Source organism: Nostocoides japonicum T1-X7 (assembly GCF_001046855.1).
Lineage (GTDB): Bacteria > Actinomycetota > Actinomycetes > Actinomycetales > Dermatophilaceae > Nostocoides > Nostocoides japonicum.
In genome coordinates this window covers 2,250,910-2,260,407 of sequence record NZ_HF570958.1, presented here as the reverse complement: position 1 = coordinate 2,260,407, position 9,498 = coordinate 2,250,910, and the positions used below count along the sequence as shown (strand labels likewise).

The following is a 9,498-nucleotide window of genomic DNA, read 5'->3' as shown; positions in this document are numbered from 1 at the left end:
GGCTCGCGCGCGGAGGCGCGGCCCTCGGCGACGTCGAGGTGGGCGACCTCGACGGGCTCCGCGCGACGCGTGAGCGGTTCGCCGACGTCGAGATCGTCCTCGCGAGCGACGTCGACAACCCGCTCCTCGGGTTCGAGGGGGCGAGCGCGGTCTTCGCCGCCCAGAAGGGTGCGACGCCGGCGATGGCGCAGGAGCTCGAGTCGGCCCTCGGCACGTTCACCGACATCGTCGCCCTCGCCCTCGGCGGCGACCGGCCGGAGGGGCCGTTCGGGACCGACCTGCTCACCGGGAAGCCACGCCGCCCCGACCGGGCTCCCGGCGCGGGCGCGGACGGTGGGCTCGGCTACGGCCTGCTCCTCCTCGGCGGGCACCGCAGCGGAGGCGTCGAGGTGGTCCTCGACGCCGTGTCCTTCCGGGACCACCTGCTCGCCCACGACGTCGTCGTCACGGGCGAGGGCTGCTTCGACTGGCAGAGCCTGCGCGGCACGGTCGTCGCCGGCGTCGCCGGGGCGGCGCTGGAGACGGCGACCCCGAGCGTCGTCATCGCGGGCCAGGTCATGGTCGGGCGCAGGGAGACGATGGGGCTCGGCGTGAGCGGCTGCTACGCCGTCGCGGAGACCCCGCGGGAGGTCGAGGCGGCGATGACCGACCCCGTCGGGACGCTCCGGGCCCGGGCCGCCCGGGTTGCCGCGACATGGTCGCCGCGGCGCTGACGTATCCTCGAGGTATGCACGGATGTCGGGAACACAATCCCGGCCCGGTCGGTTGACCCTCGAGACCGACTCCACCTGCGACGAAGGACGGACATGAGCGAAGTGCTCGACACCCAGGTCACCCAGACCCCCGAGACCGAGGCCCCGGCCCACGGCGTCGTGCTGACCGACGTGGCGTCCGCGAAGGTCAAGAGCCTCCTGGACCAGGAGGGCCGCGACGACCTGCGGCTGCGCGTCGGCGTCCAGCCCGGCGGCTGCTCCGGTCTCATCTACCAGCTCTACTTCGACGAGCGCACCCTCGACGGCGACCTCGTCCGCGACTTCGGCGGCGTCGCCGTCGTCGTCGACCGGATGAGCGCCCCCTACCTCGAGGGCGCGACGATCGACTTCGCGGACTCGATCGACAAGCAGGGCTTCACGATCGACAACCCGAACGCGCAGAGCTCCTGCGCCTGCGGCGACAGCTTCAGCTGAGCGAGCCGCTCGCATACCGACGAACGGGCCCCGGCGGGCGATCCGCCGGGGCCCGTTCTCGTATGCCGGGGCGCTTCCGGTTGCCGCTGCTCGTTCCCGGTCGCTCATGACCACGGATGAGAGAAGAGCCCGACCCGGCCCATCCGGATGTCTCGTGTGGTTGCTGGCCTCTCTCTGAAGTCTCCCGGTCCTCTCGGCAGCCTCCCGGTCCTTTCTGAAGCCTCCCGCCTCTCTCGGCAGCCTCCCGGTCCTCTCTGAAGCCTCCCGCCTCTCTCGGCAGCCTCCCGCCGCCCGGCGGCCTCCCGCCACCGGTTCCGGGTCTCAGTCCATGTGTCCGCCGTCGCGGACGTCACGCGGGCGCGACGCTGGGGCTGTTCACCGGTGAGCCGGCCGTCGCCGGGGCCCCGTAGCGCAGGCCGTCGTAGACGAGGTCGACGACGGCGCGTGAGGTCTCCTGACCGTCCGGCGTCGTCGCGGCGAGGCAGATCCCCCCGAGTGCCCGGACCAGCTCCTGCGGTGTCGCGTCCGAGCGGACCAGGCCGGCCTCCATCGCCGGGGTGAGGACCCGCTCGGCCGAGGCGAGCAGCCGGGCACGCGTCCGCTCGAACGTCTCGGGGTTGCCCTGCATCATCTGGCGCAGGAGGTTCACCATCCCCATCTTGACGGCATAGAAGTCGACGAAGCCGCGCATCCACTCGTGGAGCGCCTCCTCGGGGGGAAGCTGCTGCGACAGGTCGATCGAGCGCTGCTCGACGGCGTCGACCTGGGAGGAGTAGGCGGCGAGGACGAGGTCGCAGCGGGTGGGGAAGTGGCGGTAGAGCGTCCCGATGCCCACGCCCGCCGCCTTGGCGACGTCCTCGAGCGGGACGTCGACGCCGTGGTCGGTGAAGGCCGCGATGGCCGCGTCGAGCAGCCGGGCTCGGTTGCGGGCGGCGTCGGCGCGCAGCGGCTTGTCCGGTGCCGTCCCGCACGGACCGCGGTCGGGGTCGGGCCGTCCGGGCCGCGGCTCGACCGTCACCTCATCCGACGCATCGCGCGCCGCTCGCGTCGACATGTCACGTCACCTCTTGCTCGCCTCGACCGCTTGCATAACCGGAGGAATCCTCCGTATAGTTTCAAGCGGAGGCTCTCTCCGCTTACCACCGATGGTACGCCTCGATCCCGCGAAGGGACTACTCAGCATGCCTACAGCACCACAGACCTCGTTCGCCACCACCACGAGCGACCTCGCGCGGCCCACCGCGGAGACCGTCGCCTCGGCCCCGCCCACGACGGACGAGACCGGCGGTCGCGCCCGACGGCCGGGCACGCGCCGCCACGCCGCGCCACCCGCCGGGATCGGTCCGGGCCGGCGGGGCCTCGTGCTCGCCGTCGTCCTCGTCACCCAGCTGATGATCGTGCTCGACTCGGCGATCGTGAACATCGCCCTCCCCGATATCCAGAAGGCGCTCGACATGTCGTCGGCGAACCTGTCCTGGGTCGTCAACGCCTACACCCTCGCATTCGGCGGTCTCCTGCTGCTCGGCGCGCGGGCCGGGGACATCCTCGGCCGCCGCCCCACCTTCCTCGCGGGCATGGCGCTGTTCACCGCGGCGTCGGTCGCCGGCGGGCTCGCCGACGGCACCGGACTCCTGCTCGCCTCCCGGGCGCTCCAGGGTGTCGGCGCCGCGCTCCTCGCCCCCTCGGCCCTGACGATCCTGATGTCCCTCTTCCGGGCCGGGAGGGAGCAGACGCGAGCCATCGGCTGGTACACCGTCGTCTCGGCCAGCGGCGCCGCGGTCGGCCTCATCGCCGGGGGAGTCCTCACCTCGGTCGCGTCATGGCGGTGGGTCTTCTTCGTCAACGTCCCGATCGGCATCGCCGTCCTCGTCCTCGCGACGCGGGTGCTCGGTCGGTCGGTCCGGCAGCGGGGCCACGTCGACGCCCTCGGAGCCGTCCTCGTGACGAGTGGGATGTCGGCGCTCGTCTACGGCTTCATCCGCGCCGCGTCGCACGGGTGGAATGATCCGGCGACGCTCGGTGCCTTCGTCCTCGGGGGCCTCGTCGTCGCCTCGTTCGTCGCGGTCGAGCTCAGGGCGCCCGCCCCGATCGTCCCCCTGCGGCTGTTCGCGGACCGAGACCGCTCGACCGTCTACGTCGCTCGGCTCCTGCTCGTCGCCGGATCGATGGGCACGTTCTTCTTCCTCAGCCAGTACATGCAGCTCGTCCTCGGGTGGACTCCATGGCAGTCCGGCCTCGCCTTCCTGCCCATCCCCGTCACGGTGTTCCTCGCCTCGAGAGTCGCCGCCCGAGCAACGACGGGCCGGTATGCCCTGCGCTCGGTGGCCGCCGCGGGCCTCGCCCTCTCCGGCGCCGGACTCGGTCTCATGACGACCTTCGACGAGGGGACGACCTACCTGCAGATGCTTCCGGTGCTCCTCGTCTTCGGGCTCGGCAACGGCCTCGCCTTCGTCCCGCTCACCGCGGGCGGGCTGCTCGGCGTCGCCGCCAGGGACACCGGCATCGCCTCCGGGCTCGTCAACGTGACCCAGCAGCTCGGCGGCGCCCTCGGTCTCGCCGTCCTCGTCACCGTCTTCAGCACCGCCCGGCCCCCGGCCGGCGCGGTGGCGCTCGCGACATTCGTCGAGGGCGCGGACCGCGGTACCGCCGTCGCCGCCGCACTGCTCCTCCTGGCCGTCGGCCTCGTCCTCGGCGTCATGCGGCGTCAGCGCCCGGAACCCTCGCCCGAGCGTCAGCCCGACTCGGCGCGTCCCGACGCCTGACGCCCGCCCAGCGTCGCCACCCCCGGCAACCGACACCGTGCCGACTCGGCAGGTGCGGACTTTTCGTGGTCGGGAGGGCTGGGGGACCACGTCAACCCCGCACGTGCCGAGAAGATGCTGTCCCGGGAGGGACTCGACCACGACAACCCCGCACGTGCGGAGAAGATGCTGCCCTGGGGCGAACGGGAACCACGACAACCCCGCACGTGCCGAGTTGTTTGCTGTTCAGAACGCGCGTGGGCGACGTCTTCTCGGCACGTGCGGACGTCCGACCCCGGCAGGTGTGGCCCTCGTGTCGCCAGACGGGCTGCGCGGCCTGAGGTTCCGTCACCTGTCACCGCACCCTGGATGAGCGGCGTGGGCGTGGAGCAGGTGGGGGTCGACGTCTTGTGGGGAAGATGGCCAGAGCCAGGACTCTGGCCAGCTTCCCCACAAGGGATCGTCGCGCCGCTCATGCCGATCTCGACCACGACAACCCCGCACGTGCCGAGAAGATGCTGACCTGGGGCGGACTGGACCACGACAACCCCGCACGTGCCGAGAAGCTGCTGTTCCGGGAGGGACTCGACCACGACAACCCCCGGCACGTGCTGAGTTGTTGCTGTCCAGAACGCGCGTGGGCGACATCTTCTCGGCACGCAGGTGCGGGCTTTTCGTGGTCGGGACGGCTGGGGGACCACGACAACCCCGCACGTGCGGAGAAGATGCTGACCTGGGGCGGACTGGACCACGACAACCCCGCACGTGCCGAGACGATGCTGGGCGCTCGCCGCAGGTAGGTTTCTTCCCGTGAAGATCGCCATCGCAGGCTCCATCGCCACCGACCATCTCATGACCTTCGAGGGGCGGTTCGCCGACAGCCTCGTCATCGAGCAGCTGGACAAGATCTCCGTCTCCTTCCTCGCCTCCGACCTCCAGATCCGTCGCGGCGGCGTCGCGGCGAACATCTGCTTCGGCATGGCGATGCTCGGGCAGCGGCCGGTCCTCGTCGGGGCGGTCGGCGACGACTTCGCCGACTACCGGTCGTGGCTGGAGCGCCACGGCGTCGACTGCGTCTCGGTCCACGTCTCCGACACCAAGCACACCGCGCGCTTCGTCTGCACGACCGACCGCGACATGGCGCAGATGGCGACGTTCTACGCCGGGGCGATGGAGGAGGCCCGGTTCATCGAGCTCGCCCCCATCGCCGCGCGCATCGGGGGTCTCGACTACGTCCTCGTCGGGGCCGACGACCCCCTCGCCATGCTGCGGCACACGCAGGAATGCCGGGAGCGCGGCATACCGTTCATCGCCGATCCCTCCCAGCAGCTCGCGTTCGCCGACGGCGAGACGATCCGCCGTCTCATCGACGGTGCGGACTACCTGTTCACGAACGAGTACGAGGCCCACCTCACCGAGTCCAAGACGGGGTGGAGCGCGGCCGACATCGCCGAGCGGGTGCGGACCCGGGTCATCACGCGAGGGAAGGACGGCGCCGTCGTCCTGACGCGCGGCGAGGAGCCGGTCGAGGTGAAGGTCGCCGCCGAGGTCGCGCGCGTCGACCCGACGGGGGTGGGCGACGCCTTCCGGGCCGGCTTCATCACCGGCCTCTCCGCCGGCCTGTCGCACCGGCTGTGCGCCGAGCTCGGCTCGATGCTCGCGACCTACGTCCTCGAGACGGTCGGGACCCAGGAGTACACCCTCGCGAAGGGGGAGTTCCTCGGCCGCCTCGGCGCGGCATACGGCGCGGGTGCGGCCGACGAGATCGAGCCGCACATCACCTGCGGGCGTCCCTGACATCGCCCCCGTCGAGCCCGAGCCCAGCCGGTGGGAGCTGCGCCCGCCCGCCCCGGACGAGGACGGCGACGGGGACGACCTCGTCGCCGTCGGTGCCGACCTCGAGCCCGGCACGATCCTCGCCGCATACCGGCTCGGGCTGTTCCCCATGGGCCTCGGCGCGGAAGGGTCGCCTCCCATCGGCTGGTGGTCGCCCGACCCTCGCGGCGTCCTCCCGGCGGGCGCCTTCCATGTGAGCCGGAGCCTGCGGCGCTCCCACCGCCGCTTCACGGTGACGGCCGACACGGCGTTCGCGGACGTCGTCGCGGGGTGCGCCGACCCGTCCCGGCAGGGCCGGTGGATCACTCCCCAGATCGCCGAGGCGTATGCGACGCTCCACCGGCTCGGCTGGGCGCACAGCATCGAGGTGTGGGAGGGGGAGCGGCTGGCCGGCGGGCTCTACGGGCTCGCGATCGGTGGGCTGTTCGCCGGAGAGTCGATGTTCCACCGGGCGACGGACGCCTCGAAGGTGGCGCTCTCGGAGCTCGCCTCGCGGTGGTATGCCGACGGCGACCCCCGGCGGATCATCGACGTCCAGTGGCGCACCCCCCACCTGGGCTCGCTCGGCGTCGTCGAGTGGCCTCGGCGCCGCTACCTCGAGCGGCTGCCCGAGGCCTTGGCGGTGCCGGACGCGGCGTGGTGAGGCACGGCCGTCCCCCTGCCTGAAAAGCCGGTCGCTCCTGCACTATGGTGGCAGCGTGGAATTCGTCCGCCTCATCGCGAAGAAGGTGCACCGTGCCTCAGCGTGACCACATTCCGAGGAGAGCACGGGCGCGCCGTGCCGGCCTCGTCGCCGCGTTGTCGCTGGTCGGCCTCGTCAGCCTCTCGGGCTGCCGGGCGAGCATCAAGGACGGACTCCTGCTCAAGGGGGCCGACGAGAACGCCACCACGGTCACCCGGCTGTGGGTCGGCGGCTGGATCGCCCTCATCGCCGTCGGCCTCCTCGTCCTCGGGCTCATCATCTGGTGCCTCGTCCGATACCGCCGCAAGCCCGGTGACAACGAGCTCCCGCCGCAGCTGAAGTACAACGTGCCGCTCGAGGTGCTCTACACCGTCGTGCCGGTCCTCATGATCGCGGTGTTCTTCGTCTACACCGCGCGCGACGAGTCGACCCTCCTCGACGTGTCGAAGAAGCCCGACGAGACGATCAACGTCGTCGGGAAGCAGTGGAGCTGGGACTTCAACTACGTCGAGCCCAACGTCCACGAGGCGGGCACCCAGGCGGAGCTGACGGGCAAGCCCGGGGTGGAGGCGACCCTGCCGACGCTCTGGCTGCCCGTCAACCAGCGGGTGCAGTTCGACCTCACGTCCCGCGACGTCATCCACTCCTTCTGGATTCCCGCGTTCCTCCAGAAGCTCGACATGATTCCCGGGAGGGTCAACCGCTTCCAGGTCGTGCCGACCGAGCTGGGCACCTTCCAGGGCAAGTGCGCCGAGCTGTGCGGCGCCTACCACTCGCAGATGCTCTTCAACGTCAAGGTCGTCTCGCGGGCCGACTTCGACGCGCACATGGCGCAGCTGAGGGCCGAAGGCAACGACGGCCTCCTGCCGAACAGCCTGAACCGCTCGGAGATCCTTCCCAAGGATGAGCACCTACTGCCAGGGAGCACCTCATGACGACGATGCGCGAGCCCGGCACGACCGCGGCGGCACCGGTCCGGCAACGGCACCCGGGACGCACGGTCGTCAAGTGGATCACGACGACCGACCACAAGGTGATCGGCAACCTCTACTTCATCACGACCTTCGCCTTCTTCCTCTTCGGCGGGGTCCTCGCCCTCCTCATCCGGGCGGAGCTGTTCGAGCCGGGACTGCAGATCGTCGACAACCCCGACCAGTACAACCAGCTCTTCACGATGCACGGCACGATCATGCTGCTGCTGTTCGCGACGCCGCTGTTCGCCGGCTTCGCGAACGCCCTCATGCCGCTGCACATCGGCGCACCCGACGTCGCCTTCCCCCGGCTCAACATGCTCGCCTACTGGTTCTACCTGTTCGGCGGCATCATCGCCTCGGCCGGCTTCCTCACCCCGCACGGCGCGGCGGCCTTCGGCTGGTTCGCCTACGCACCGCTCTCGGACACGGTGTACAGCCCCGGCATCGGCGGCGACCTGTGGGTCTTCGGCCTGGCCCTCGGTGGCTTCGGCACGATCATGGGTGCCGTCAACTTCATCACGACGATCCTGTGTATGCGGGCGCCCGGGATGACCATGTGGCGGATGCCGGTCTTCACCTGGACCGTCCTGGTGACCTCGATCCTCATCCTGCTCGTCTTCCCGGTCCTCGCCGCCGCGCTCTTCGCGCTCGGCGCGGATCGACGGTTCGGGGCGCACGTCTTCGACCCGGAGAACGGCGGGCCGATGCTGTGGCAGCACGTCTTCTGGTTCTTCGGGCACCCGGAGGTCTACATCATCGCGTTGCCGTTCTTCGGGATCATCTCCGAGGTGATCCCCGTCTTCTCCCGCAAGCCGATCTTCGGGTACAAGACCCTCGTCTACGCGACGATCGCCATCGCCGCCCTCTCGATGAGCGTGTGGGCGCACCACATGTACGCCACCGGCCAGGTCCTCCTGCCCTTCTTCGCCGTCATGACGATGTTGATCGCGGTGCCGACCGGGGTGAAGTTCTTCAACTGGATCGGCACGATGTGGGGCGGCAAGGTGTCCCTCGACACGCCGATGCTGTGGGCGGTCGGGTTCCTCGTGACGTTCCTCTTCGGCGGCCTGACGGGGGTCATCCTCGCGAGCCCGGCCCTCGACTTCCACCTGTCGGACTCCTACTTCGTCGTGGCCCACTTCCACTACGTCGTCTTCGGCACCGTCGTCTTCGCGATGTTCGCCGGCTACTACTTCTGGTGGCCCAAGCTGACCGGCCGGATGCTCGACGAGCGGCTCGGGAAGATCCACTTCTGGATGCTGTTCATCGGCTTCCACCTGACGTTCTTCATCCAGCACATCCTCGGCATCTGGGGTATGCCGCGGCGCTACGCCGACTACCTGCCCGAGGACGGGTTCACGACCCTCAACCAGATCTCCAGCATCGGGTCGTTCCTGCTCGGCGCATCGATGATCCCCTTCGTCTACAACGTGTGGAAGACGTGGAAGCGGGCGCCGTTGGTGCAGGTCAACGACCCGTGGGGCTACGGCAACTCGCTGGAGTGGGTCACCTCCTGCCCGCCGCCGCGGCACAACTTCGACGTCCTGCCCCGGATCCGGTCCGAGCGACCCGCGTTCGACCTGGCGCACGGCGGCGAGGTGCCTGTCGGCGCGCCGCCGCCCGATCCTGAGCTCGTCGAGCAGATCAGAGGGGGCGGCCGCTGATGCGCATCGAGTTCAAGATGTTCGCCCTCCTGTCGGTCTTCTTCTTCGTCATGGGGACCATCTACGGGCTGTGGGGCAAGTGGAGCGAGCCGGCTGGCGCGGTCGCCCTCTACCTGTCCGGGCTGCTCGCGGCGATGATCGCGTACTACACGTGGTTCACCGGCCGCAAGATCGGGTACCGGCCCGAGGAGAACGAGAGCGCCACGATCGACGAGTTCGAGGGTGACTTCGGGTTCTTCAGCCCGTACAGCTGGTGGCCGCTGTTCCTCGGCGGATGCGCGGCCGTGTGCTTCCTCGGCCTGGCCATCGGCTGGTGGCTGTTCATCATCGGCGGGACGTTCGGGATCGTCGCTCTCATCGGCTGGACCTTCGAGTACTGGCATGGTGAGCACGCACAGTGAGCTGATCGGCGGC

General features: G+C 70.2%; 10 protein-coding genes. 9 read left to right on the top strand and 1 reads right to left on the bottom strand.

Annotated features, from left to right (window positions below; translation table 11 throughout):
- Both BN12_RS10070 and BN12_RS10065 read left to right on the top strand, forming a co-directional pair.
- Positions 1 to 713, top strand: a 713-nt coding sequence (locus tag BN12_RS10070; RefSeq protein ID WP_048552135.1) for a glycerate kinase, incomplete at its 5' end; no start/stop codon positions are given.
- Positions 714 to 806: 93 nt separating this feature from the next.
- On the top strand, positions 807 to 1,187 hold the full coding sequence (locus BN12_RS10065; protein ID WP_048552132.1) for a HesB/IscA family protein: 381 nt from the start codon (positions 807 to 809) through the stop codon (positions 1,185 to 1,187).
- A gap of 349 nt (positions 1,188 to 1,536) precedes the next feature.
- Here the strand turns inward: BN12_RS10065 and BN12_RS10060 are convergent, their stop codons facing one another.
- On the bottom strand, positions 1,537 to 2,241 hold the full coding sequence (locus BN12_RS10060) for a TetR/AcrR family transcriptional regulator (protein ID WP_048552130.1): 705 nt from the start codon (positions 2,239 to 2,241) through the stop codon (positions 1,537 to 1,539).
- Between the two features lie 127 nt (positions 2,242 to 2,368).
- Between BN12_RS10060 and BN12_RS10055 the strand changes: the two genes are divergently transcribed.
- The 7 genes from BN12_RS10055 (at position 2,369) to BN12_RS10030 (ending at position 9,485) form a co-directional block, all read left to right on the top strand.
- On the top strand, positions 2,369 to 3,949 hold the full coding sequence (locus BN12_RS10055; RefSeq protein WP_083454549.1) for an MFS transporter: 1,581 nt from the start codon (positions 2,369 to 2,371) through the stop codon (positions 3,947 to 3,949).
- 398 nt (positions 3,950 to 4,347) lie between these two features.
- Positions 4,348 to 4,728, top strand: coding sequence for a hypothetical protein (locus tag BN12_RS24435; protein ID WP_157635437.1), 381 nt, complete (start codon positions 4,348 to 4,350; stop codon positions 4,726 to 4,728).
- A 10-nt stretch (positions 4,729 to 4,738) separates the two neighbouring features.
- A complete protein-coding gene (locus BN12_RS10050; RefSeq protein WP_048552128.1) occupies positions 4,739 to 5,725 on the top strand; it encodes a carbohydrate kinase family protein in 987 nt (328 codons plus the stop codon).
- A complete protein-coding gene (gene aat, locus BN12_RS10045) occupies positions 5,679 to 6,407 on the top strand; it encodes a leucyl/phenylalanyl-tRNA--protein transferase (protein ID WP_407667787.1) in 729 nt (242 codons plus the stop codon). The genes BN12_RS10050 and aat overlap by 47 nt, the downstream gene beginning before the upstream one ends.
- A gap of 92 nt (positions 6,408 to 6,499) precedes the next feature.
- Positions 6,500 to 7,381, top strand: coding sequence for an aa3-type cytochrome oxidase subunit II (gene ctaC, locus BN12_RS10040; protein ID WP_048552126.1), 882 nt, complete (start codon positions 6,500 to 6,502; stop codon positions 7,379 to 7,381).
- The gene (ctaD, locus tag BN12_RS10035; RefSeq protein WP_048552124.1) at positions 7,378 to 9,084 is read left to right on the top strand and encodes an aa3-type cytochrome oxidase subunit I; all 1,707 of its coding nucleotides are present in this window, start codon (positions 7,378 to 7,380) and stop codon (positions 9,082 to 9,084) included. The genes ctaC and ctaD overlap by 4 nt, the downstream gene beginning before the upstream one ends.
- Positions 9,084 to 9,485: a cytochrome c oxidase subunit 4 gene (locus BN12_RS10030; protein WP_048552122.1), complete on the top strand. Its 402-nt coding sequence runs from the start codon at positions 9,084 to 9,086 to the stop codon at positions 9,483 to 9,485. Before ctaD ends, BN12_RS10030 begins: the two co-directional genes overlap by 1 nt.
- Positions 9,486 to 9,498 lie beyond the last annotated feature (13 nt).